Here is a 24,292-nt window from a genome sequence, read left to right on the forward strand (position 1 = left end):
CTCAAAGGGCAGCAGACAGGGGTGCCACTGGCGCATGGCGCCGGGTGCCCCTGTCTTTTACTTGGGCGACAATAGCATGAAAATCTGCAATCCAATTTCGCCAAGACGCGTGCTGCTACTTGCGCTGGCGGTCGCTGCACTTGGTCCCGCATTGTGCGAGACCTACGCGGTGGAACCGCATAACAGGCTCCGCACGCGTTGGGCCGATAAGGTCGACCCCGAAAACGTACTGCCAGAGTACCCCCGCCCTCAACTCCGGCGTGACCAGTGGTGGAACCTCAACGGGCGATGGGAGTACGCCATCCGGCCGGACAATGCCGAACAGCCACAAGAGTTCGATGGCGAGATTCTGGTGCCGTTCGCTGTTGAGTCGCAACTCAGCGGTGTCGAGAAGTTCGTGGGATACGCCGATGTGCTGTGGTACCAACGCACGTTCTCGCGACCTTCGTTGGAAAACGGCGAGCGATTGCTATTGAATTTCGGCGCCGTCGATTGGCTGTGCGAAGTGTGGGTGAATGGCGAGAAGGTCGGCGAGCATCGGGGCGGGTACGATCCGTTTACCTTCGACATTACCGACGCGGCCGTCGAAGGCGACAACAAACTGGTCGTGGCCGTGTGGGATCCCACCGATGGCGGCGCGCAGCCGCGCGGCAAGCAACTCCGCCGGCCACACGGCATTTGGTACACCTCGGTCACCGGCATCTGGCAAACGGTGTGGCTGGAGAAGGTGCCGAAGTCGTACCTCAAGGAGCTGAAGATCCAGCCGCACGCCTTACAGGGCTCGGTAAGCATCACGCCCCAAGGCTCAGGCGACGAGGAAGTGACGCTCGTCGTTCGCGACGGCGACCGCGAGATCGCCACCGGCACCACCAAGATGGGCGAGACCGTCACCATCGAGATTCCCGACCCCGTGCTGTGGAGCCCCAGCAATCCTCACCTCTACGACTTGCACGTCACCACCGACGGCGACGACCAGGTCGAGTCGTACTTCGGCTTGCGCGACATCTCCGTGATGCAAGACGACCAGGGCGACAACCGCCTGGCGCTCAACGGCCAACCGCTGTTTCAGTTTGGCGTGCTCGACCAGGGTTGGTGGCCCGACGGACTTTACACCGCGCCCACCGACGAGGCCCTGCGGTACGACTTGGAGGTCGCCAAGCGACTCGGCTTCAACATGATTCGCAAGCACGTGAAGGTCGAACCCGCCCGATGGTATTACTGGTGCGACAAGATTGGCCTGATGGTGTGGCAGGACATGCCTAGCGGCGACCGCTACATCGGCGGCAGCGAACCCGACATCACGCGCACCGAGGCCTCGGCCGACAACTTCGAGCGCGAACTGCGGAGGATGGTCGAAACGCTCTACAACCATCCCTCGGTGGTGATGTGGGTGCCCTACAACGAAGGCTGGGGGCAGTGGGATACCGTGCGAATTTGCCAGTTGCTCTACGAGTGGGACACCACCCGACTGGTGAACAACGCCAGCGGCTGGACCGATCGCGGCATGGGCGACGTGCACGACATCCATCGCTACCCCGGTCCCGCGGTGCCGGAGAAAGAAGAGCTGCGCGCGCCGGTGCTGGGCGAATTCGGCGGCCTGGGTCTCGAAGTGCCCGGCCACACCTGGCGAAAAGTGCAGAACTGGAGCTACTTGCCGCTGGAGAACGAGAAAGAGTTGCTCGCTCGCTATCGCAAGCTGCTCACCGAGGTTCGCTACCACATTGGCAAAGGGCTGGCGGCCGCGGTCTATACCCAAATCTCCGACGTGGAGATCGAACTAACCGGCATCCTTACTTACGACCGCGAAGTCTGCAAACTGCCCGACTCGGTCAGGACGTTAACCGAGTTGCTTTACACAACAACCCCCAAAGTGGTCGACCTGGTGCCCACCTCGGAGCGCCAACCGCAGACCTGGCGATACACCATCACCGATCCCGGCGAGGGATGGCGGCAGTCCGATTTCGACGACTCGCGCTGGCGAGCAGGGCAGGGCGGTTTTGGGGGCAACGAAGTGCCTAACGTTCAGCCCCGCACCAGTTGGACCACCAGCGACATCTGGATTCGTCGCAATGTGGATCTCTCGAACAGAACCTTCACCACTCCGACTTTAAGAGTCTTTCACGACGAGGACGCGGAGATTTACATTGAAGGCAAACGAGTCGCTTCCCTGGTGGCCTACACTTCCGAGTATGTCCATGTTCCGCTCGACGACGACGTGGTCGACCTGCTGAAGCGAGGCCCTGTGACGATCGCCGTGCACTGCCATCAGAGTCTGGGTGGACAGTTCATCGACGTTGGCATCGTCGACTTTGCTCCGTAGTGCTTCGACCCTATCCGTCGTTCGGTCCCCCGCTGCAGGGCCATGCTGGTGCCTCCGCAGCGGCGTTTCGCGAGCGAAAATACTTGAATCCGGTACACGGGTTGGCGTTATCGGATTGGGCGCGCGTAGTGCCCTGTCTCTAATGGATAAGGTGTCAACGCTCCCTCCTGGGATTTCGCCAGTACGCCTTTCCTCTTCCCACCGGAACAAATTGTCTCAGTTATCCTCCACCAACGTTACGCATTCGGCCAAGCCGACGGACGTGCGCGTCGTCGCGGTCGAGTTGTTTTACCTGCCTGTTGAAACACGTGTGCCGCTGAAGTTTGGCAGCGAAACACTCACCTCGGTCATCTGCGCCCGCGCGCGGGTTACCGTGGAGGACACGCTGGGACGCACGGCCGTTGGGTGGGGAGAAACGCCGCTGAGTGTGCAATGGGTATGGCCATCGAATCTGCCGTACCAGCGCCGGTTGGCAACGATTCAGCGGTTCTGCGAGCGCATGGCTCAACAATTTGTCGAACACGACATGGTCGGCCATCCGCTGGAAATCGGGCATCGATTCCAGCAGGACATTCTCGAGCCCGAACTGGAAGCGGTACAGAAAAACTCGCCGGCAGGCGAGGCGATTCCGTTGCTCGCGGGACTCTTGTGTTGTTCGATGTTCGACTTGGCCGTGTACGATGCATTCGCCAAGTTGTGCGACGCGTCGGTGTGGGAGGTGCTAGGCACCGAGCATCTAGCGAGCGATCTGGCGAGCTTTCTCTCACCTGCTGAAGGCTCCGACGTGAGCTTCGCCGGCCGCTATCCGGCCGACTACTTGAAGAAGCCCGACGAGCAGTCGATGGTCGCCTGGCACCTGGTAGGCGGACTCGATCCGGTAACGCCCGACGAACTGTCGGGCGATGAACCCAAAGATGGCTATCCGGTACTGCTTTCGGAGTGGATCGAGCGCGACGGTCTTAAGGCGCTGAAGGTCAAACTGCGCGGAAACGACGCCGAGTGGGACTACGAGCGGTTGGTGCAAGTCGGCCAGGTGGCCTCCGAGCATGGCGACATCAGCTTAACCGCGGACTTTAACTGCACCGTGACCGATCCACAGTACGTTGTCGACGTGCTGGAGCGGCTCGAGCGCGACGAACGGGCCATCTACGATTCGGTTCTCTACATCGAACAACCGTTTCCGTACGATCTGGAGCACCACCGGCTCGACGTACGACCGGTGTCCGAGCGCAAGCTGCTGTTGATGGACGAATCCGCGCACAACTGGCAACTGGTGAAACTCGGTAAGTCGCTCGGCTGGACCGGCGTAGCGCTGAAGACCTGCAAGACTCTCACCGGCGCGCTGCTTTCGCTCTGTTGGGCCAGTGCGCACGATATGCGCTTGATGGTGCAGGATTTGACCAATCCCATGCTGGCACAGATTCCGCATTTGCAGTTGGCGGCCAACTGCCATACGCTATTAGGAGTCGAAACCAACGCCATGCAGTTCTATCCCGCGGCTTCGGACATCGAAGCGGTGGTGCATCCCGGCATGTATCGCCGGGTAAACGGCTGCGTGGACCTTTCGACCCTCAGCGGCGCGGGCTTCGGGTACCGAGTCGACGAGATAGCACGCACCCTGCCCGACCCCGCCTGTCGCTTCGAAAGCCCCTAGTTGGTAACGACTGCGGCTGGATCCCCACCAACAAGCATCGCCTTTGTTCAGGTAGAATGCGTCCCTAGCGCCGTTACGTACGCCGTTCTTCCTCCCAGCCGACGCAACCGTGAGTGACACGATGCAGAAGATTCATTGCCTGCCCTGCTTGGTGCTCTGTCTGTCGTTAGCCTCCATTTCCCGCGGTGCCGACGACCCGCCCGCAACGCCCGAGGCCGATCGCCTGGTCGAGCAATTCATCCAGCGGCGAGGTGCGCCGGGCGTCTCCGTGGCGCTCGGGCGCGATGGCAAGCTGCTCCTTACCAAGGCCTACGGCCTGGCGAACGTCGAGCACCAAGTGCCAACCACCACCGATACTGTGTTCCGCACCGCTTCGATCTGCAAGATGTTCACCGCCGTGTCGATCTTGCAACTTGCCGAACAAGGCAAGCTCGACCTCGACGCGCCGGTGGCCACCTACTTTCCCAACCTGCACAAAGACGACTGGACCTTCACCACCCGACAGCTCCTCGGCCACCTGGCTGGCGTGCGCCACTACAAGTCGTCGCGCGAATCGATGTCGACGCGTTACTTCTCGGATGTCCAATCCGCCTTGAGCACGTTTGCCAACGATCCGCTCTTGCACAAGCCCGGTTCGCAGTACAAGTACAGTTCGTTTGGCTACAATCTGTTGGGGGCGATTGTCGAACAACAGTCGGGCGAGTCGTACGCCGATTACTTCCGCCAACACATTGGCCAAGTCGCCGGCATGCAGCACACGCAGGTGGACAACCACTTTCGGATCATCCCTCACCGCTCAGCGGGTTACATTCGAATGCAGCGCAAAGACAACGTGCCATGGGCCGCCCGACGCAACTTCGAGCGGGGCGAACTCTACAACGCCGCGATGCACGACACCAGCATGAAGGTGCCAGGCGGAGGAATGCTCTCGACTCCCACCGACCTAATTCACTTCGCGCACGCGTTGCTGGACGAATCGCTGGTGAGCAATGAGACCAAACAGCAGATGTGGACCGAGCAGAAAACCAACAGCGGCGAAGGAACCTCCTACGGCCTTGGATTTCGGCTTTACGACAATCAGAAAATCGTCGGCCACAGCGGCGGCCAATGCGGTGTGTCCACGCAGTTGCTGATCGACCCCGAGACGGGCAGCTCTGCGGTGGTGATGTGCAACTTGGAAAACGCCGACCTGTACTCTCTGACCCGAGCGTTGCTCGATTCGGTTGAATAGCCGTATTCTCCGCGAACCCCTCGCTTGCGGTACTTCGCTCCAGATGCGGCGACCAGCAACGACGAACGCTGTCGCATAAAGCCCTTCTGCCACCTAACTTACGTCAGCAGTCCCATCCCGCAGTCGGACGAAATGCGCGTGGTGGCTTGCCGCAATCTGCAATGTGGGTATACTCAGTTCCTCTGTTAAACTGGGCGATTTGGGGGACGGCGCTGGATTTCACAAGCAGCACCATCCTTAGCGGGGAAAGCAATCGCAACATGGCAGCTACTGCTGTTCTTATCAGCACCGATCCGGCTTTAGGGGAGTGCCTTCGAAAAGCGGTCACTCACCTGGGCATACTCCACCTGGATTTGCATGCCTCGGTCGACGAAGCGTTGTCGGCCACCGACGATCGGCTGGCGATTGTGTTCTTCCACTACGCCGCGGGGCAGGAACTCCAGCTCGCGAAGCTGCTGCAGTTCAAACAGACTCACCCCGCGCACCCTGCCGTGGTCGCGATTACCGACGACTTCCATCCCGCTCAAGCCTCGTCGCTGCTGAAGCAAGGCGTTGCCGACTGCCTGACATGGCCGCTCGACGTCCCGCGACTGGCGATGCTGACCGATTTCCTCATCTGGCGGAGCCACTGTTCGCCTACGCCCAATACGGCCACAGCAAAGCCTACGTCAACGCGACCGCCACGCGTCGAGCCGCTGGTCCGATGGCCGAACGACGTCGCCCAGCGGATGGAACTACTTGCGGCGCAAGATTCTACCGTGCTGGTCGTCGGCGAAACCGGCACCGGCCGTACGCAGGCCGCCCGGGAGTTGCACACCCGTTCGCCTCGTAGCGACGAACCGTTAGTAGTGGTGGAATGCTCCTCGCTGTCTCCCACACTTTTAGGCAGCGAACAACATGGCCATTTGATGGGCAGCTCGCCAGGCGTCGAACATCACATGGCCAATCGCCTTCAGGCGGCCGGCGCTGGCACGCTGCTCTTGGAAGACATCGACCTGCTGCCGCTGAAGCTGCAAGAATACCTGCTCGGCACCATCGAGCAGCGGTTCATTCAGTTCCACGATTCCTCACGGCTGGTCCCGCTACGATCCCGCATTATCGCGACTTCGCATCGCGGGCTCGAATCGAAGCGCCGCATTGGGCAGTTCCGCAACGACTTGTTCTATCACCTCAACGCGGTGAAACTGAACCTGCCCAGCCTGACCGAACACCGCGAGTTGATCGCCCCGGCTGTCGAGCAATGCATCGCCCAAGCGTGCGCGCGCAACGGCCGTCCGCTACCCCAAGTCGACCAGCTCGCCATGCGGGCGATCGTCGCCTACGGCTGGCCCTCGAATCTTCGCGAGTTGCGGAACGTTGTCGAACGGGCGGTGGCGTTGAGCAACAACGGAACGATCCTGCTGGAGAATCTGCCGGCGGTGGTGGCCAAGTCGCTTTCGTTGCCGCGGACCGCGCGCAAGAAGCGAGTCGGCACCAACCTCGAGTCCTCGCGCCAGAACGCCGAGATGCTGGCCATCTCGCAGGCGCTTGCGAAGAACGGCAACAACCGTTCCAAGACCGCCGCCGAACTCGGCATCAGCCGCGTGACGCTCTACAAGAAGCTGCACAAGTACGGCTTCATCCAACTGCCCGACGGAACGGGTTGAGCACCACTCAATCGAACTTCTCGTACAGGTCGGTATCGGCGCCCAGCGGCACCTGGTCGATCGCAGCGTTTAGGACATCGGTAGCGTCGTTCACCAGGTTCGCGCTCGTGGCCGTCTTTCGCGAGTTGAACAACACCGCAAAGTTACGACCATCCGCCCGCCGCACCAGCTTGGTGTTCGTGCCGGCCAGCGAGCCGCCGTGCTGTTGGTAGAGCGGCTTGCCGTCTTCGTCGCAGACAATCTGCCACCCGAGGCCATAGTACGTGTCGAGTGGCTTGCCGTTCTTGTCGTAGCCTGCCAATCCGTCGGGACGCTCCAGCATCGCGGTAACCGATTCCGGCTTGAGGGGGGGGCAGTCCTCCGGGTCGTTCAACGCGTCGGCGAAACGCACCAGATCGATCGACGAAGCGATCCACCCGCCGTGCGAATCCATCGACTCCAGGAACCACGCTCCATACGGCGCCGGCACGCGCTGGTGGAGGTTCTCGGCGTACACCGAACGGGCGACGGTGGGCGAGTAGTAACGCACCTCGCCCTGCTTGCGACCATCGAGATGCGTCGCTCCGATCACCATGTCGTTCACTCCGACCGGTGCGAGCACGTGCTTGCGGACGTACTCGTCGTACGGCATGCCGGTTAGCTTTTCGATCACGCGACCGAGCAAACAGTAACCGTAGTTGGAGTAGGCGTAACGCTCGCCAGGTGCGAAGTCGAGCGGCAAGCCCGACATCGCCTGAATGATCTCATCGTGCCCCGCCGGCGAAGGAGCACCGAGCGCCCGAGCGAAACGAACCGACTGGAACATCCCGTCGAACGAAACATCGCGGTCCCACCCGCCACGGTGCTGCAGCAAGTGGCGAATGGTGATCTCTTGTTGTCGCTCGTCGACCTCCGCGCCGTCTTCCAAATGGGGCTCGTACTCGGTAAGGATCGAGAACACCGGCGTGTCGAGGTCCAGCTTGCCTTCGTCCACAAGCTGCATCGTGGCGACCGCGGTGATCGGCTTGCTGATGCTGGCGATGCGATACAAATTCGTGGGCACCGCCTGCTCGCGGTTGCCGATATCGGAGTAACCAAATCCTCGTGCGTAAACCAAACGGCCATTCTCCGTGATGGCCAGCGTCGCGCCGGGCGAACGCACTTCGGCCAGGAATTTCTGCATCGCCGCGTCGACCGAAGCGTAGCTATCGTCGCGCTCGCCGGTCGTCATGGTGTAAGGCGCCTTGTCGCGGTCGTACCCTGGTCCACGCAACACGTACCCTGGTCGGCGCCGCGTCATCTCGCCATTTTCGAGTACCAACTTGCCGTTCACCAGCACGTGTTTCATCCCTTTGGGCATGCTCCGCGGGTTAGCAGGCGTGGCGGTCTCTTCCACCAGGTCCAAGTCGAACACGATCAAGTCGGCGGCCAGCCCCTCGGCAATGCGACCTCGGTCGTGCAGCAGCACCTCGTTCGTGGCCACCGCAGTGGCTTGCGCGACGGCCCGCTCCACTGAAATCACTCCCAGATCACGAACGAAGTGCGACAACATCCTGGGGAACGCACCGTGCGAGCGCGGGTGCGAGACGCTTCGCGATTGCGAAGCAGGGCCGACGTCGGTGCAGAACGACACGAACGGCTCTTGCATCGCCAGGATGATGTTCGCCTCCGACATGGTGATCGGCAGGGCGAACGCACTTTCGGGCACGAGGTTGAAGAACGTATCCCAAGGATCTTCGCCGGCCGCTTTGGCGATCTCGGCGATGCTCTTGCCGTGCCACTTCGCGTACCGTTTGCTGTTGGAGTTGCCGATCATCACGCGATTCCAATCGCTCCCCGCGTGGCGATACCAGTTCTCCCAACCGTCGGTCTCTTCCATCTCCTTGCGAATCTCCGCCCGCAATTGCTCGTCGTCCAACTGTCGGAACAGCTTGCCCGATCCCTGCGTAAAGTGGCGCGGGTGAATCAACGCTTCGAGGCCCAGGCCATTGAACTCATAGGGGTAAATATCGGCCGCCACCTGGCGGCCTTCGGCGCGGGCTTCTTTGATCTTGGCCAAGGCGAGTTGCATTTTGCCCCAATTCTGCTTGCCCGCGGCCTTCAGATGATAGATGTGCACCGGCGTGCCAGCCTTCTCGCCGATCTCCAGCGCCTCGTCTATCGCTTCGAGTAGTTGGTCGCCCTCGTTGCGCATGTGGGTGTAGTACCGCCCGCCGTACTCACCGGCCACAGAGCAGAGCGCGGCGATTTCATCGGTCTTGGCGTAGACCGCTGGAGGATAGATGAGCGCCGTCGATACGCCGATCGCACCGGCTTCCATCGCCTCGCGCACGTGCTGTTTCATCTGTTCGAGTTCTTCATCGGTGGGTCGACGGTCGACGTCGCCCACGACCAGGCGGCGAATCTGCGTGTGGCCCACCGTCTGCACCACGTTCACCGGCAAGCCACCCAGGTCGAGCAGTTGGAAGTACTCGGCCATGTTCTGCCAGCCCACCATCGCCGCCCGATCGTCGGGCAGCGGGGCCTCGCTGGAGCCTTCGCCCGCGTTGATCGTGGTGATGCCTTGTCGCAGCAAGTTTTCCGCCGTGCGGCGATCCTCGAGCATCGGCGTCGCCGTTTGGCCCATCATGTCGATGAACCCCGGCGCGACGATCGAATCAGTCGCGTCGATCGTCTTCTCGGCGTCCTTGGCATCGAGCCGACCGATGGCCACGATCTTGCCGTCGCGCACGCCTACATCGGCGATGTACCACGGCGCGCCCGTCCCGTCGACCACACGCCCCGATTGAATCAGCACGTCGTACTTCTTCTCCGCCTGAACGCTTGGACTAAGCAAGATCATTGCGGCACAAACGACGAGCAACGTGGGAACAAATCGCAGGCGGGGGAAGGTGTGGTCAAGCATGGTGCTCCGCAGGGGAAGGTGGGACAGTAGGCATCCGAAGTCGAGAGCTTCCGCGATGCCGGAGGGGTGTGGCTAAAGCCATTTCTTCAGTTGTTGGAAGTCCTTGGCCAGGGCTTGCATGTTCTCTTTCGCGCCGGCGTGACCCAGATACTCGACGTGTAGCGAGTACGGACACTCGATGCCCGACGCCTGATGCATCTTGAAGAACTTGGGATCGACGCGACCTTTGCCCAACGCCACGTGCGCGGCCTTGGCGCCTTTCCAGTCGAAGTCTTTCACATACACGGCGCCGAGGTAGGGCTTCATCATGTTGTACTGCACGGGCCACGACAGGCCGCCTTCGACCGCGGCGTGGCGAATGTCGAAGGCGATGCCGACATCCTGCGGATCGATCCCTTCCAGCAGGTAGCGGAGATCCCAAATCGGCGCACCGACGATACTCCCGCCCGAGTGATTCTGATAAACGGCCGTCATGCCCAGCTCGCGATTCAGCGCGGCCAGTTCCTTCAGACGGGGGCGGATCTCGTCCAGTTGTTGGATAACGTCCTTCTTCAGGTCGTACTTGTAGTACCCCATGCGGTACTTGGTGATACCGAGGCCGGCGGCCGTGCGGAGCACGCGCTCGGAGTGCTGTCCGTCGACGCCCACCACACCGGTGGTCATGATGGTCACATCGATGCCGGTCTTGCTGAGCGCTTCGACCAACTTGGGAAGCTGCTCGTCCACACGTTTCGGATCGACATGCCCGCCTTTGCGCACCGTAGACTCGATGCCGTCGAAACCAATGGCCGCAATCTGCTCGGCCAGGTCGTCGTAGCTGAGCGACTGAACGAACTTGATGAACGCACAAATGGGCGGCTTCGAGGGGGCGGTCTCCGCCGCCCAGCCAAGCTGGACGGGTGCGAGCGCGGCCATCGAACCAGCCGCGGCCCCGGCGAACCATTGGCGGCGGTCAATTTTCGGAAGTTTGGGAGTATTTGGGGACGATGGCGACATTGGGAAAATTCCTTCGAGAGAACTCTTAGCCTAGATTGCCGGTTAGCCCCCGGCGACGGAAGAATGCGCAGTCAGGCTGCGTTTTTTCAGCACAAATTCTATTTTCTTGACATTACTAGTAGCGGTCGATCCGCATTGACGGAATTGAATGCCAAAAAAGCTATACAATCGATGTTTTTTTGGTATCATGGGTTTAAAAGTGGTGATTTGTGTGCTTGAGTTTACGGGGAACCGAGAGCAAAAACCTGAATCGGGTATTGGAACGAGACCATGTCGAAAGTGCCGCACGTCGCCCTGCTGATTGAAACCTCACGTGAATACGCCAGGGGCCTGCTGCGCGGAGTCGCCCGCTACCAGCAGGAACACGGTCCGTGGTCCATTTACTTCGAGCCGCACGGCTTGGACGATGCCCCCCCTGAATGGCTGACCGAGTGGAAGGGCGATGGCATCCTGGCACGCATCAACAGCCAGAGCACGGCCGACACCATTCTTGCTACGGGTATACCTGCGGTGGATGTTCGCGGCGCGCTGTCCGATTTGAACATTCCTTTCATTGGCGTCGACAACCGGCAGGTGGCCGAGCTGGCGTACGAGCACATGCGCAACCTGGGCCTCCGCCACTTTGCGTTCTGCGGCACGCCGCGCGGCGAGAACCCTAATCAGGACTTTCGTTGCGACTACTTCGTCAAACTGGTCGAACAGGACGGACAATCTTGCAGCACCTGGCTCGGTGAACAGCAAAAGCAGCGCGCGCACACCTGGGAAGACCAGCAGCAGGAGATCGCTGCCTGGCTCGAGCAATTGCCCAAGCCGGTGGGCATCATGACTTGTCACGACGACCGCGGACAACAGGTACTCGATGCATGTCGTCGAGCGGATCTATCGGTACCGGACGAAGTGGCGGTGATCAGCGTGGACAACGATCCCCATCTGTGCAACCTCTGCACGCCTCCGATGTCGAGCATCGACGTGAATCCCAGTCGCATTGGCTTCGCCGCGGCCGAGCTACTGGGTCGACTCATGCGAGGAGAGCAGCCCGCCCAGATGCGAACGTTCCTCGGCCCGCCACGTGGTATTGCCGCGCGACGCTCGACCGAGATGCTAGCGATCGACGACGCCGACGTGGCCGACGCCATCCGCTACATTCGGGAACACGCCACCGAAGGCATCCGAGCGAGCCAGGTAGTCGCCCGCGCGGCCAAAGCACCCAGCACGCTCGAACGGCGATTCAAGAAGACACTGGGCCGCACCATCAAAGCGGAGATCACGCGCGTCAAACTCAGCCGCGCGCGACTGCTGCTCACTGAAACCGAGTATGCTATCTCCACCATCGCCGAACGCGCCGGCTTCGCCGAAGCAAAGTACTTCTGCGAAGTGTTCCGCAAGCACCACGGGGTAACCGCCACCGAGTATCGCCGACGGTTCCGGGACGAATAGAGGAAAGCCCCCCACCCGACCCTCCCCCTCAGGGGGAGGGTCGGGTGGGGGACTTTGCCAATCAATGCACGCGTTGGCCGACCTTCGCGCCTTCGTCGGGGGAGAGCACGAACACTTCCTCACCGCCGGGGCCGCTGGCCACGACCATGCCTTCGGACAGGCCAAACTTCATTTGCCGGGGTGCGAGATTCGCCACGCACACCACCATGCGGCCGATCAGCTTCTCGGGGTCGTAAGCCGCCTTGATGCCGGCGAACACCTGCTTGTACACACCGCCACCCAACGAGAGCTTCAACCGCAAGAGCTTCCTCGCTTCAGGCACCTGCTCGGCTTCAACAACGCGGGCCACACGCAGGTCGACCTTTAGAAAGTCGTCGAACGTACACTCATCGGCCAGCGGCTCCGCTTCGAGCGAATCGCCTGGGTCGTTCCACTTGTCAGTGGCCGCAGCCTCGGCCTCCGAGGCGGCGTTGTCGGCGGACTCTTTTTTGGATTCTTCAATCATGGCGTGAACCTTCGTCTCCTCGACGCGTTTGAGCATATGTTGGAACTTGTTGACCTGGGTGCCCACCAGCGGCGTTTGCGCTTGGTCCCAGCTAGTGATCGGATCGCTGAGCAGCTCGCCGGTCTGCTCGGCCAGCTTCGGCAAAACAGGAGCCAAGTAAACGACGATCTGACGGAACAAGTTGAGCGCCACCGTGCAGATGTCCTGCAGGCGTTGGGCTTGCGACTCGTCTTTGCGTAGCTCCCAGGGCTTGTTTTCCTCGACGTACGGATTCGCCCGATCGGCAAGCGCCATGATCAGCCTCATCGCCTTACTGTAGTCGCACGCCTCGTACGCTTCGGCAATCTCGTCGCCGGCCGCGGCGGCGGCTTTGAACAAACCTCCGTCGTCGGGGTACTTTTGGGATAATCCAGTTGCTGCAACAAATTTCGCGCTGCGGCTGGCCAGGTTCACCACCTTGCCCACCAGGTCGGTGTTTACCTTGGCGATGAACTCGCTGACCGACAGGTCGAGGTCGTCGACCTTGCTGGAAAGCTTCGAAGCGTAGAAGTAGCGCAGGTACGCCGGATCCAAGTGCTTGAGGTAGGTCTGCGCAGCGATGAACGTACCCTTGCTCTTGCTCATCTTCTCGCCGTCGACGGTCAGAAAACCGTGGATATGCACCTTGGTCGGCAGCGAAAACCCAGCCGTCTTGAGCATGCCGGGCCAGAACAGGGTGTGGAAGTAGGTGATGTCCTTGCCGATGAAGTGATGCACTTCGCAATCGGCGGACCGCCACCAGTCGTCGAACTTCTCGCCTTCGCGGTCGCACCACTGCTTCGTCGACGCAATGTAGCCGATGGGAGCGTCGAACCACACGTACCAGTAGTTCTTCTCAAAACCTGGAATCTCGAAACCAAAGTACTTGTGTGGCCGGGTTACGTCCCAGTCGCGCAGCGGCTGAATTACGCCATCATCGTTCTTGGCGTACAGGAAGTGCCCCTTTAGATAGTTGGCGATCTCGTCCTGCAGGGCGCCGCCGTTGTCGACCCAGTCTTCCAGGAACGGGCGAAGCTTCTCGAGTTGCACGAATTTATGCGGCGCGGTGCGCAGTTCGGGGGCTACCCCCGAAAGTGCGCTCTTGGCGTCAATCAACTCCGTGGGTTGGTAGTTCGTCAAGCACTTCTCGCAATGATCGCCATACTGCTCGGGCGCCTTACAGTTGGGACACGTTCCGCGTACCAGGCGATCGGCGAGAAACGTCTCTTCCACCGGATCGTAGGGTTGCTCCACGTCCCGCTGGGTAAGCAGGTCTGCCTTGGTGATAGCCGACCAGATCTCCTCGCACAGCTCGCGATTCTCCGGGCTGTGGGTACTGCCGTAGTTGTCGAACTCGATGTTAAAGTTGGCGAAGTCTTGCTGGTGTTCTTCGTTGACCTTGGCAATGAACTCTTCCTCGCTGACGCCGGCCTTTTTGGCCGAGATCATGATGGCTGTGCCGTGCGTGTCGTCGGCGCAGAAGTATCGGCAGTTGTTGCCGCGGAGCTTCTGAAACCGGACCCAGATGTCGGTCTGCAAATACTCCACCAGGTGACCGATGTGAATCGGCCCATTGGCGTACGGCAGGGCGGATGTGACGAGGATTCGACGCATGAAACGGGCAAGGATCGAGGTACGTGTGGAGCGAAAACAAGCTAGCGTGTGGATTGTAACCCGCTAAGCGACAATCGACGAGGCAGGCCTTGTGGGGACACGAATTGCCGAAAAAACGAGGCCTTCGGAAATTACCGTCCCAATAGACAAGCCCCTGCGAAAGTGGTTCGCCAGGGCCACAGGAGCCCTCAGGGGCAGTGTTGCTAGCACTGCTCGAATCAGACTGATCTTGCCACTTTTGTTAAAGTCCGCGACATTGCCGCCCCCAGCCGAGGAGCCAACCGCGCTTCGGCGGCAAAGAACTCGATGTCACACTGCTGTGCAGTTGGTCGGCGGTCCGCAGGAAGCGGATGCCCGGCACGCTCCAGGATGGAGCGAGCATAGCGGGGTGGGCGGTAGCAACACGGATTCCAAGGAGGGAATCGAATGGCACGACGAAAGTTCTCCCACACCTGGTTGGTCGCGGCTCTGGTCACTGCGACATTCGCCCTGTCGGCAGTCGCCGGCGCCAAGACAGAGTTGTGGGTGTTCTCCAGTCCCTTCTGTCCCCCCTGCCAGGCGCTCAAGCCAACGATCGCCACGCTGGAGAACGAAGGCTATCCGGTTCGTCACATCGACGTTTCGCAGCATCCGGCGATGGCTGCCAAATACAACGTACCGAAGATTCCCTGCCTGATCATGATGGATAACGGGCGGGAACTGTCTCGCCAACCGGGAGGCAACCGCAGCAGTATTCAGCGGATGTTCGCCGCTGCAGGTGTGAAGCCCAGCAAGAACGCCCATCCCGGCTGGGCGCAGGAATCCTCCACACCCGCGCCGGCCCTGCCTGGCGTCGATAGCCGCGCGAACTCCGCCCAGCCTCGTCCCGACGAGGTTCCCTCCACCGACCAATTGGCCGCGAAGCTGTTGGAGTCGAGCGTTCGCATCACGGTCGAAGACGCCACCGGCAAGTCGTACGGTACCGGAACCATTATCGACACCTTCAAGCAGGACGCACTGATCGTGACCTGCGGCCACTTGTTCCGCGGCGACTCCAATCAGCAGCAAGTGTCGCCGGAGGATTTCAAGTCGCAAATCATTATCGAACAATTCACCGCTACGCCGTCGGGCGTGGTAGTGAAAGATCGTACGGTCGCGCAGCTGTTGTATTGCGACCTGGACCGAGACGTCGCCCTGGTGGCGTTCCGTCCAACCCAACCAGCCAAGGTGGCTCCGGTTGCCGGCAGCTTTGTCGAGCAAGTGCACGACCGCGTGTGGAGCGTCGGGTGCGATCGCGGTGCGGATCCCACCGTGCGAAATTCGCGCGTGACGGACATCAATCGCTACAACGGTCCGCCGAACATCGAAACCTCCGGCGCGCCGGTACAGGGTCGCAGTGGTGGTGGACTGTTCAACAGCCGTGGTGAACTGGTTGGTGTTTGCTTCGCCGCGGACAACGAGGGTAACGAAGGACTCTACTCGGGACTGGCATCGGTACACGTCGGTCTCGACGCGATCGGCCTGCAGCGAGTTTACCGCTCGGGGCCGGACACCCATTTGATAGCCGATAACAGTCGCACGACCCCTGCTCCTGGCACCTCGATCGATCCCCTGTATCGCTTCCAAAGCCCTGGCGACAACGACAACACCCAGGCGTTTCCCGCTCCGCAGCCCAATGCCCCGATGGCCCCAGCGCCCCCCACGTCCATGGCGCCCTTGGCACAGCCCCAGCCGCCGCAGCCGATGTCGCAGGATTTTTCCAGCCAAGAGCGAGCTGCGCTACAGGAAATCGCCCGGCGAGGCGTCGAGTCCGAAGTCACCGTGATCGTGCGACCGCGGGAACCGGGCGGCAAGAGCATCGTGCTGCAGCTCGACCGTGTCTCACCGCAGTTTGCCGAAAGACTTGGCAACCTCGCACAATAGCCACAGCGCGTCGCGCAATTGCCACAATCGCGCCATCCGAAACAGGCGGACAAAGTCTGTGCGGGCTTCGGTATCGTAGTGGTGTGGCTCCTCTATCCAGATCGTGGGTGAGCTACTCTAGAACACCCGGCGCGAAGTACGCGCGCCGGTGGGAATGTCTAGCCGCCGCGACTCGTTGGATGGATCATTGATGGCCGCGTATATCGCCTTCATCGCCACGCTGAACCTGTGCCTGGGGTACGCCCTGGGCGTGTACATTGGCGTGATGCCAGGTATCTCGTCGCGCCGCGATGCCGAGGACGAACAGGACGAGCCGATCGGGCTACCGGAGGTAGACACAACAGCACCTGAGCCTGAGCCAGAGCCGGCTCCGGAAGAACCTCCGATCGAAGAGCCGGTGGCTGCCGAGGTTCCGCCAGTCGAAGAACCAGAGGTCGAGGAGCCGGTGCAAGAGGCCAGCCACGAACAGATTCTGGAGGGGCTGGCGATCTTCAAACAGAAACTGGATGCGGTAAGCGACAAGTTGGCCGAAGCCAAAGAAGACCGCGCAGCAGTCGACCAATGCGCCGGCGAGATGAAGCAGGCGAACGACGAATACCTCGATCACACATCCGAGGCCGTGGAGACACTCAACAGCAGCAGTCAGGATGAGCTGTCGGCCGAGGAAGAGAACATGCGGCAGATGCTCAACAAGCAGACGGACGAGATTCGTCGGGCCAACGATGAAATCGATGAACTCATGGCGGACGACGACACCGAAGCGATGCGCCAGAAGCTGATGCAGTCCAACGAGCAACTTGCCGAAGCAGCCAGTGAAGTGGAAGAATCGATTCCTGAACCGGCTAGCAAGACCGTCGAATCGGAGGCGTCGAAGCAGGAATCCAACGAAGAAACCAAAGAGGAAACCAAAGAGGAAGCCAACGAGGAAACCGCAGAAGAAACCGACGACCCGCTTGCTCGCCTCGACTCGCTGCTGGACTCGATCGACGACGCGATTTCCGACGACGAGGGCCCACTGCAGGTAGCTACGCTCTCCTTGCAGTTCGAGGGAGACGAAGCCAGTGAGCACACCGAAGCGCTCTTGAAGTGCGTTGCGGCGCTCGTGACCAAGGAACTGAAGCCCGGTCAGAAGGTAAACGCGACACCCGAAGGTAGCTTGCTGGTTACCTTGCAAGGCGACACGATTATCGAGGCCAACGAGCGGTGCGAACGGATCCGTCAGCAGGTGAAGGAAACCACCTTCTGCCGCGACTCCCTCACGGTATCCGCTTCGCTCGTCTGTTCACTGACCGACACCAAGGGCGCCGACGATCGCGAAGTGGTGATGGCGCGATTGGCCGAGTGTCTGGAAGAGGCCGTGAAGCTGGGCGAGAGCCGCACGTTCCACCACGACGGCGCGCTCGCCGCACCGGTGCCGCCGCTGCAGTTGGCAGTAAGTTCGCAGACCCTGGAGTTCTAGCGCTCCTTCAGCATTGGCCAACCGCAAGCGCTATTCGGCGAGCTCGAACACCGCTTCCACTTCCACCGACATGCCCGCCGGCAGGCTCACTGCGCCCACGGCGCTGCGGGCGGCGATGCCGCACTCGGCTCCGAACACGTCTCGCATCAGTTCGCTGAAGCCATTAACGACGGCTGGGTGATCGGTGAAGTCGGCCGTCGCGTGCACCAGGCCGAATGTCTTGACCAGTCGGGCGACACGGTCGAGCGAGCCCAGGTTCTCGAGCAAGGTAGCCAGCGTGGCCAGCCCCGTCTGCCGGGCGGCCTGGTAGCCTTCTTCCACGGTCAATTGGTCGCCCACTCGGCCGGTGGTGAGCGTGCCATCCGCCAACAGCGGCCCATGCCCCGAGGTATACGCCAGGTTGCCCACCACGATGAGCGGGCGGTAGAGGCCGATGGCTTTCGGGGCGGGCGGCAGTTCCAAATTCAGGGCATCAAAGGCGGCTTGGAAGCTCATCGAAAGGCTCGCAATTCGGTTACTCGGGTTTCTGGTAGACATCGCTGGGATCAAACACTCGCTCGGCAATCACTTTCAGACCGTCGGGCGTGACCTCGCGAAAGAAGCAGGAGGGATACCCCTCGTGGCAGGCCGCGCCGCCAACCTGGTCGACTTCCAAGAGCAGCGTGTCGCGATCGCAGTCGATGCGCAGTCGTTTGACGTGCTGCACGTTGCCGCTCGACTCGCCTTTGCGCCACAGGCCACCTCGGCTCCGGCTGAAGTACACCGCCTGGCCCGTTGCGAGCGTCTGGTCGTACGCCTCGCGGTTCATGTAAGCCAGCATCAGCACTTCTCCGGTGCCCACCTGCTGCACCACGACGGGCACGAGCCCATCGGACTTTTCGAAGTCGGGCTGGATGTCCTCGGACATGGCAATACGGTGGCGAAACGGGGAGTTCTGGAGCTATAGGTCGTGCAGTTGTGAGCATACCCGAACCGGCCACGACCAACCAGCGGCGCGATGCACGCGGTGAAACCGAGGCAAGCAGCACGCCAAGGCGCTGCAATGCCACCAACCCTCAGCACCCGCCCGCGCGGCATTGCTCGCCTAACCCGAGGTTTTTAGCGGCGGGGTGGATTTCGTTGGGCGGAAACTCCGATAGCAACATTACGCACCCTCCTTCCCCCCGTCCTCGGGTGCCACCCCCGCACACGCGCCACAGCCCTCCCCGAAACCTCGTGGCAGGAGAATCGATCCGTGACTAGAAACCTGACGATTGTGTTACCGGTCCATAACGCCGAAGCGACCCTATCCCGCGACGTGGCCAACGTGCTGGAAGTCGCTGGCGAACTCGTCCCAGCCATGCAGGTAATCATTGTCGACGACGGTTCGGAGGACGACACCTACGACATCGCCGTGGAGTTGGCCACTCGGTATCCGCAAATCCGCGTCGCCCGCAACGCGGTGCGAGAAGGACTCGGCAGGGCGCTGAACACCCTGCGTGGCGAACTGTCAGGTGAGTTCGTGCTGGTGCACGACGGTGCGTCGCGGATCGACGCCGATCAGATCCGGCGGCTGTGGTTGGATCAGCAACCGCAAACCTTGGGCAACGCGATGGACGAGCCAGCAACCATCGACGACCTGCGCGTGGCGGCCATGCACAACACCATGGCAGCAGCGCATTCGCGGCTGGCTGGTTTCCAACGGATGCTGGCGCCCTCGGCGAACGACGATCGACAACTCGCACGCCGCGACCAGAAGCAGCAGAAGCAAGGCGTGGGCGTGATTCCACCGCTGCCAAGGCCCAATTTCATGGGCGCCTTGGCAAACTTCGCGCTCGGCGAATAGGGCGAAAATGCCACCACGGCTTGCCGAAGTCGAGCTTTTTGGGCGGTTTCCTAAAAAAAGGGTAAAAAATTTCGCTGCGCCATTTCGCTACAGTGTCCCTGTACGCGCGCTTCAGAATCCAACACTCCACTCACGGCCGTCCGAGGGGATCGTCTCATTATTGAACGACCCAGCGAAGCGGCGTTTTCTCCGGCGATTCGTGCCAGCTTACAACGTTCTTGCCCACTGTTTTTCCGCTTTGTAGGATTGCATCAGTGAGGGCAACATCGCCTCTCATCAACCTCGCAGGTCGCGAGGTTTCTGCCGCACGACGCTCCATGCCGGGCAAGCGGCTAACGGCATAACAGTCTCAGATTGAACTGAGCTACGTCCGTCGGAATCGCATGACGCACGAAGCCGCATGCAGCTTCGAACGATTTGTGCTTCTCAAGATTTTAAGTGCGTTTGTTGATTGCCGCAGTGCGAATCAGTTGGGGACTGAATGGGGCCTGAACGAACAGAGAACGTAAGCCGGCAACGGATGTCGGAGGCTCCATGCGATCGCTGCTCGAGACCTCCTCGGAGGCCAAGCAGTTGCGTGAGCATCTTTTCTGGAACGAGAGAAGGAGGCAACCAAGATGAGCGTTGCTGATAATTGGGATACGGTTAGGTCCGGAGGAACACCGCTGTCGCTGCCATCGACCAAGGAGAAACACCCCCACCATCGCATTGCCGAAGTACGACGGCAACAGGGTGTTTCGGTGCGCAGTGTCACGCGCAAGTTGGGACTATCTGCCGAAGAGGTTCGTCGTCAGGAAGACCCTTATTGTAACCTTACGCTAGCGCAACTAGTCGCCTGGCAACAGGCGCTGGAAGTTCCGCTGGCGAGTCTGTTAGTGGATAGCGACGCACCGCTATCCAGCCCTGTGCTTACCCGAGCGCGAATGCTGCGAGTGATGAAAACCGCTCAAGCGATTCGCGAAACCACCAAGGACAAGGGCGTCGAACGCATGTCGTTGATGCTTGTCGAGCAACTATTGGAGATCATGCCGGAACTCAAGGGCGTCAGTGCCTGGCACACGGTAGGCCAGCGACGCACGCAGGACGAAGTGGGGCGGATTGCTGAACGTCCCGTTTCCGACACGTTTATCCAGGACTCGATGCACTGAGCACGCACCCGCCGGGTAAGGTAGCGCCAGTAGCTTCTTTTTGATTCTCTCCAGCGAAACGGCGTCGCTCTCGGCTCAAGCTGCGCACCCCCATCGGGTCCTCACACGGGGTGGGTCCTCCCATCCCAATACAGCGGTCGGCTGTGACCAGCACCCATGGACACGGCACCGACCCAGCCGACCGCCCTATTTAGCCCTACTAACTAATTGACACTCCCCAGAGCCTCATGGCCAACGAGCGCACTAGCGTTGGTCATGAGGTCTCTTCTTCGCCCATCAGCTTTTCCCAGTCGCCCTTCAACAATCGAGAGAGCGATCGATCGGCGAGCAGCTTTCCGCCGGTTTGGCACTTGGGGCAGTAGTTGGTCTCCCGCGTTGCATAGCGAATCCGCGCCACCCGGCCTCCACACACGGGACAGCTCTCGCCGTAACGACCATGCACGGCCATCTCGCCGCGGAAAGCCGTGACGCGCTCGGGGAATCCGTCTCCGACTTCCTCTCGCAGCGACTCCGTCCATCGCGTTAGCTGGCTGCGCGTCGCTTTGTACAATCGCTCGAACTCCTCGTCGGTCAGTTTGGTGGTCCACTTGATGGGCGAGAGCCGCGCGGCATGCAGGATTTCGTCGCTGTAGGCGTTGCCAATGCCTGACAGCAGCCGCGGGTCCGTCAGGGCTCGTTTGAGCGTGTGATTCTCGCTGGTCAGCCGCTCGCGGAACTCGTCCAGCGTCGCCTGTTCGACCTCTAATCCACCGGGGTCGAGCGCTGCGACCTCGTCGCGGGTCGCCAGCACTGCAATCGACGCTTGGCGCTTGCTGCCCTGCTCGGTGAGCATCAATGTTCGTTCGGGCGGTGTGTCGGCAGCGGCCGCAAAGTGGAATGCCGCCAAGTCGTGCTTGCCGGTCGGCCTACGGCCGGGTGGTCGCTCGTGAAGCCGGCCAACAACCATCAAATGCATCACCAGGTACAGCGGGCCGGAGAACTCCCACACGATCCGTTTGCCCATCCGACGAAAGCCATCGATCTTGCGCCCGGTCAGTTCGTGGATGTCGGGATCGAACGTCCGCACAACAAACGGGCTGCGGATGTCCACGCGCACCAGCACCGTGCCGGCGTAATGCCGCTGGAGGGCTTCGCAGTAAATCGTGACGTCGGGCAGTTCGGGCATGAAACAGAGTTTACTCGCAGTTTGGCCCTTGCCACGTGGCTGGGTGGGACGGTAGGATGGCGACTGAATTGAGACCGAGTCTCATTAGCAGCAGACCCTACCCTCCATGCCCCCCACCTCTGCCCAACCCGCCCGCCTTTCCGAGGCACCTGTAGGTGGGGTGTTCCGCGTGGTTCGTGTCGAAGCCGAGTCGCAGGACGCCGATCGGCTCAAAGCGATGGGCGTGTGCCTCGGTAGGCGACTGTCGCTCATTCAAACCGGCGATCCGTTGATCGTCTGTGTCGTCGGATCGCGAGTTGGTATGTCCTCGCGACTGGCAGATACGGTATACGTCGAGCTCGAATGCCTTCCCGACCCGCCCGAAGCATGAGCACCGCCACGCCACCAACTCCGTCGACCGACACGCTACCCGTCGTGGGTAGCGACACGAGTGGTGCGCGCCGTACTCCCGTGGTGGCTTTGGTGGGCAACCCGAACTCGGGCAAGACCTCGCTATTCAATCGACTTACTGGGCTACGGGCACAAACGGCCAACTTCGCTGGCACCACCGTGGAGCATCGTCGCGGGCGGGTGCGCGTGGATGGTCACGCGGCCGAACTGATCGACCTGCCGGGTTTGTACAGCTTGGACGCCACCACGCCCGACGAACGGGTGGCGCGCGCGGTGGTAGTTGGCGAGGGTCCCGTGGTGCCGGACGCGTTGGTGCTGGTGATCGACGCCACGAATCTTGAACGCAACCTGTTCCTCGCCAGTCAACTGATCGAAGCCTCGCGCACGGTCGAGCGGCCAATGCTCGTGGCGCTGAACATGATGGACCTGGCCACCAAGCACGGTGTGCACATCGACCGCGAAAAGCTCGCGGCCGACCTCGGTTGCCAGGTGCTGCCAGTCTCGGCGCGGTCCGGCGATGGATTCAATGAGTTGACATCGGCCATCAGCAAGTTGGTCGACTCACCCGTGGGACTGCCGGTGCAAACGCAGTGCGCATGTCCGTCGTGTGATGGCTGCGCGTTCTCCAAACGATACGACTGGGCCGAATCAGTCGCGCGCCGCGCGGCTGGCGACCCCTCGGTCACGTTGGGCCGAACTACCGAGAAGATTGACCGCTTCCTAACGCATCCCGTGGTGGGACTCTTGGGCTTTGCGGCTGTGATGTTCGCCACGTTCTGGACCATCTACAGTCTGGCCTCCTTTCCCATGGACTGGATCGAGTCAATTACCGCCTGGTCCGGCGAGTTTTTGAGCCACTGGCTGCCGGCGGGCGACTTGCGCAGTCTGCTGGTCGATGGCGTGGTCGGCGGAGTGGGCGGCATGCTGGTGTTCCTGCCGCAGATTTGCATCTTGTTCTTCATGCTCTCGCTGCTGGAAGACTCCGGCTACCTGGCCCGGGCGGCGTTTGTGATGGACCGCTTGATGCAGCGCGTGGGCCTGCCCGGCAAGGCGTTCGTACCGATGCTCTCGGCGCACGCCTGTGCGATTCCCGCCATCATGTCGACCCGCGTGATCGAAGACCGTCGCGACCGACTGGCCACCATCTTGGTGCTGCCACTGCTGACCTGCTCGGCGCGGTTGCCAGTCTATACTCTGGTGATCGCCCTGGTGTTTTCCGGCAGTCCCGTAATGGCCGCCACGGTGTTCACCGCCGCCTACGCCCTGGGCATCGTCGCGGCGCTCTGCATGGCCTGGTTGTTCAAGCGCACGCTACTGCCCGGCGAGACACGTCCGTTGGTGATCGAACTGCCCAACTACCGCTTGCCATCGCTCCGCAACGCACTGCTGCAGACGTTCGACCGCGCGATGGTGTTCATCAAGAACGCCGGTACGACCATTCTCTTGATTTCGGTCGTGCTGTGGGCCGCATCCACCTACCCCAAGACATCGCTCACCGACCTCTCGGCTGAGCAACAAGCGACCATCGTTCAACTCGAAGAGGCAGGCGATGCCGAAGCGGCCGACCATCTGTTGGCTGAGTACTCACTCGAGCGATCCATCACCGGACACATCGGCAAAGCGATCGAACCGGTGTTCGCGCCGCTGGGATTCGACTGGAAGATGAGCATCGGCGTGGTCAGCTCATTCGCCGCCCGCGAAGTGATCGTTTCCACGCTGTCGGTGCTGTACGGCCTGGGCGACGAAGGCGAGGATAACCCCAAGCTGACCGAGCGCCTGGCGCAATCCACGCATAGCGACGGAACCATGGTGTTCACCACGGCCGCCTGTTTGAGCTTGCTGGTGTTTTACGTGCTGGCCATGCAGTGCTTGCCTACGCAGGTGGTCACCAAGCGCGAAACGGGTAGCTGGGGCTGGGCCGCGTTCCAGTTGGGCTACATGACTGCGCTGGCCTATGTGGCGGCACTGGTAACCTACCAAACCGCCTCGGCGTTTGGGCTCGGGTAGTTCACCTCGCTATCATCGCTAGTAGCTCGTGTCTCCGTCGCGCAGCTTCCTCTTGAGCCGCCCCGGCCGAATCGCTACAAGGCGCGGTGCT

Annotated in this window: 17 protein-coding genes; 11 read left to right on the plus strand and 6 right to left on the minus strand. The window is 61.2% G+C overall.

What is annotated here, in order from left to right:
* The first annotated feature begins 76 nt into the window (after positions 1-76).
* The 4 genes from ACQK2L_RS04985 to ACQK2L_RS05000 all read left to right on the plus strand — a co-directional run bounded on the left by ACQK2L_RS04985 (position 77) and on the right by ACQK2L_RS05000 (position 6,851).
* The gene (locus tag ACQK2L_RS04985; RefSeq protein WP_425395826.1) at positions 77-2,320 is read left to right on the plus strand and encodes a glycoside hydrolase family 2 protein; all 2,244 of its coding nucleotides are present in this window, start codon (positions 77-79) and stop codon (positions 2,318-2,320) included.
* Between the two features lie 211 nt (positions 2,321-2,531).
* Positions 2,532-3,974, plus strand: coding sequence for an enolase C-terminal domain-like protein (locus ACQK2L_RS04990; RefSeq protein WP_425395827.1), 1,443 nt, complete (start codon positions 2,532-2,534; stop codon positions 3,972-3,974).
* A gap of 109 nt (positions 3,975-4,083) precedes the next feature.
* Positions 4,084-5,205, plus strand: a complete 1,122-nt coding sequence (locus tag ACQK2L_RS04995) for a serine hydrolase domain-containing protein (RefSeq protein WP_425395828.1) — start codon at positions 4,084-4,086, stop codon at positions 5,203-5,205.
* Positions 5,206-5,465: 260 nt separating this feature from the next.
* Positions 5,466-6,851, plus strand: a complete 1,386-nt coding sequence (locus tag ACQK2L_RS05000) for a sigma-54-dependent transcriptional regulator (protein WP_425395829.1) — start codon at positions 5,466-5,468, stop codon at positions 6,849-6,851.
* A gap of 7 nt (positions 6,852-6,858) precedes the next feature.
* Here the strand turns inward: ACQK2L_RS05000 and ACQK2L_RS05005 are convergent, their stop codons facing one another.
* Together ACQK2L_RS05005 and ACQK2L_RS05010 are read right to left on the minus strand one after the other, a co-directional pair.
* A complete protein-coding gene (locus ACQK2L_RS05005; RefSeq protein ID WP_425395830.1) occupies positions 6,859-9,735 on the minus strand; it encodes a serine hydrolase in 2,877 nt (958 codons plus the stop codon).
* 72 nt (positions 9,736-9,807) lie between these two features.
* Positions 9,808-10,731 carry a sugar phosphate isomerase/epimerase family protein gene (locus tag ACQK2L_RS05010; RefSeq protein ID WP_425395831.1) on the minus strand — a complete coding sequence of 308 codons (924 nt, stop codon included), beginning with the start codon at positions 10,729-10,731 and terminating at the stop codon, positions 9,808-9,810.
* A 270-nt stretch (positions 10,732-11,001) separates the two neighbouring features.
* On the opposite strand from ACQK2L_RS05010, the gene ACQK2L_RS05015 reads away from it, so the two are divergent.
* Entirely contained in the window at positions 11,002-12,168 is a 1,167-nt protein-coding gene (locus ACQK2L_RS05015) for a substrate-binding domain-containing protein (RefSeq protein ID WP_425395832.1), read from the plus strand.
* A gap of 61 nt (positions 12,169-12,229) precedes the next feature.
* On the opposite strand, the gene metG is transcribed toward ACQK2L_RS05015, so the two are convergent.
* Positions 12,230-14,305 (minus strand): methionine--tRNA ligase, encoded by a 2,076-nt coding sequence (gene metG, locus ACQK2L_RS05020; RefSeq protein ID WP_425395833.1) that lies wholly within the window; start codon positions 14,303-14,305, stop codon positions 12,230-12,232.
* Between the two features lie 426 nt (positions 14,306-14,731).
* Between metG and ACQK2L_RS05025 the strand changes: the two genes are divergently transcribed.
* Both ACQK2L_RS05025 and ACQK2L_RS05030 read left to right on the plus strand, forming a co-directional pair.
* The gene (locus tag ACQK2L_RS05025) at positions 14,732-16,207 is read left to right on the plus strand and encodes a trypsin-like peptidase domain-containing protein (RefSeq protein WP_425395834.1); all 1,476 of its coding nucleotides are present in this window, start codon (positions 14,732-14,734) and stop codon (positions 16,205-16,207) included.
* A gap of 154 nt (positions 16,208-16,361) precedes the next feature.
* The gene (locus tag ACQK2L_RS05030) at positions 16,362-17,666 is read left to right on the plus strand and encodes a hypothetical protein (protein ID WP_425395835.1); all 1,305 of its coding nucleotides are present in this window, start codon (positions 16,362-16,364) and stop codon (positions 17,664-17,666) included.
* 30 nt (positions 17,667-17,696) lie between these two features.
* Here ACQK2L_RS05030 and ACQK2L_RS05035 read toward each other — a convergent pair whose 3' ends face one another.
* Positions 17,697-18,161 (minus strand): RidA family protein, encoded by a 465-nt coding sequence (locus ACQK2L_RS05035; RefSeq protein WP_425395836.1) that lies wholly within the window; start codon positions 18,159-18,161, stop codon positions 17,697-17,699.
* Between the two features lie 19 nt (positions 18,162-18,180).
* Complete coding sequence (gene hisI, locus ACQK2L_RS05040) at positions 18,181-18,573, minus strand: phosphoribosyl-AMP cyclohydrolase (protein WP_425395837.1); 393 nt, start codon at positions 18,571-18,573, stop codon at positions 18,181-18,183.
* Between the two features lie 327 nt (positions 18,574-18,900).
* On the opposite strand from hisI, the gene ACQK2L_RS05045 reads away from it, so the two are divergent.
* On the plus strand, positions 18,901-19,491 hold the full coding sequence (locus ACQK2L_RS05045) for a glycosyltransferase (protein ID WP_425395838.1): 591 nt from the start codon (positions 18,901-18,903) through the stop codon (positions 19,489-19,491).
* Between the two features lie 617 nt (positions 19,492-20,108).
* Entirely contained in the window at positions 20,109-20,639 is a 531-nt protein-coding gene (locus ACQK2L_RS05050; RefSeq protein ID WP_425395839.1) for a hypothetical protein, read from the plus strand.
* Between the two features lie 253 nt (positions 20,640-20,892).
* Here ACQK2L_RS05050 and ACQK2L_RS05055 read toward each other — a convergent pair whose 3' ends face one another.
* Positions 20,893-21,804: an Fpg/Nei family DNA glycosylase gene (locus tag ACQK2L_RS05055; RefSeq protein WP_425395840.1), complete on the minus strand. Its 912-nt coding sequence runs from the start codon at positions 21,802-21,804 to the stop codon at positions 20,893-20,895.
* Between the two features lie 106 nt (positions 21,805-21,910).
* Between ACQK2L_RS05055 and ACQK2L_RS05060 the strand changes: the two genes are divergently transcribed.
* Together ACQK2L_RS05060 and feoB are read left to right on the plus strand one after the other, a co-directional pair.
* Positions 21,911-22,174 carry a FeoA domain-containing protein gene (locus tag ACQK2L_RS05060; protein ID WP_425395841.1) on the plus strand — a complete coding sequence of 88 codons (264 nt, stop codon included), beginning with the start codon at positions 21,911-21,913 and terminating at the stop codon, positions 22,172-22,174.
* Positions 22,171-24,201: a ferrous iron transport protein B gene (feoB, locus tag ACQK2L_RS05065; RefSeq protein WP_425395842.1), complete on the plus strand. Its 2,031-nt coding sequence runs from the start codon at positions 22,171-22,173 to the stop codon at positions 24,199-24,201. Before ACQK2L_RS05060 ends, feoB begins: the two co-directional genes overlap by 4 nt.
* Positions 24,202-24,292: the final 91 nt, after the last annotated feature.

Source organism: Aeoliella sp. (assembly GCF_965227375.1).
GTDB lineage: Bacteria > Planctomycetota > Planctomycetia > Pirellulales > Lacipirellulaceae > Aeoliella.